Genomic DNA, 1,266 nt, shown 5'->3' with positions numbered 1-1,266 from the left:
TAAAATTTTTAGACCCTAGCATCTTAAATCTGTTACCTATCAGCCCGGTTTGAAATGTTACCTATCAAACCGGTTGCACATTTCACATTGACTTTAAAATTTCAATAACTTTGTATAACTATCTTGCGGTAGAAAAAAAAATTAACATAGAATGGATTTACATTTTTTGTTTAGGGGTTATGGATGACCAATTTGCACTACATTATCATTACTTTTATCACATTATCATTGACTCAGGGATTGGCTTTCGCACAGGCAGAAACCAATGTATGTGATGGCAGCATCCGTAATCCTTGTATTGTAGAAGACAGTGAGCTTTCCTCTTCGCCATTAAAATGGTTGCGTGATGCATCCATGATTGCTACTGCTTATCAAGGAAATACGCTGGGTATTAAAGGGTTAGCCATTTCTGGTAGTGAGGAACCAAGTGAAAAGGGATGGAAAGATATCTCTGAGCATATTGCTAAGCATGGATATTCAAGAGTCTTGGTGCTGGATTTACGCCAGGAAAGCCATGGCTATATTAACGGGAGAGCAATTACTTTAGTGAGTGAGTACGATTGGATAAATCGAGGAAAAAGCAATGTGCAATGTCTTACGGATCAGGAATATTGGCTTAAGTCATTAAGAACTCAGAAAAAGATAAGTGGTGTTTTATCCTCGCAACAGTTTGCAGCTCAAGAATACTCCAGCGGTAAAACCATTCCCGTGAAAGTGGTAAAAAACGAAGAGGATTTAGTTTCTAAATTAGGTTTTGAATATCACCGATTATACGTTACTGATCATGCTGCACCGTCTGACTCAGAAGTAGATACGTTTTTGACACTAATAAAAAACGTACCTAAAGATACTTGGTTTCATATCCATTGCCGGGGAGGGAAAGGGCGGACCACGACTTTTTTTGTAATGTATGACATGTTAAAAAATGCAGATAAAGTAAGTTTTGAAGAAATTATTGCACGACACGCTTCCATACCACCTTATTATAATTTGTTTGAAATACACCGAGCAGATCCTTTCCTTACTCCTTATTATGAACAGAGAATTATTTTCCTTTCTCATTTTTATCAGTTTGCGCAACAGTTGTTAAAGGGGTATCAAGGAACATGGAGTCAATGGAACGCTGATAATGCTGCAGATTTTAATAAGGTTTAGGCAATTGAACCGATCTTGAGCCTTCATCCAATGTGCAACCGGTTTGATAGGTAACATTTCAAACCGGGCTGATAGGTAACAGATTTAAGATGCTAGGGTCTAAAAATTTTA

1 protein-coding gene is annotated in these 1,266 nt (G+C 37.4%); it reads left to right on the top strand.

The window, feature by feature from the left end; genetic code table 11:
* Nucleotides 1-183 precede the first annotated feature (183 nt).
* Nucleotides 184-1,155 carry a phosphatase domain-containing protein gene (locus tag Lstg_RS14875; RefSeq protein ID WP_058478463.1) on the top strand — a complete coding sequence of 324 codons (972 nt, stop codon included), beginning with the start codon at nt 184-186 and terminating at the stop codon, nt 1,153-1,155.
* Nucleotides 1,156-1,266 lie beyond the last annotated feature (111 nt).

This window comes from Legionella steigerwaltii, from assembly GCF_001468065.1.
GTDB lineage: Bacteria > Pseudomonadota > Gammaproteobacteria > Legionellales > Legionellaceae > Legionella > Legionella steigerwaltii.
This window is presented reverse-complemented; position numbering and strand designations above follow the sequence as displayed.

Coding starts and splice junctions, on each gene's coding strand:
- Lstg_RS14875 (WP_058478463.1), top strand. CDS start 184: ATGACCAATTTGCACTACATTATCATTACTTTTATCACATTATCATTG.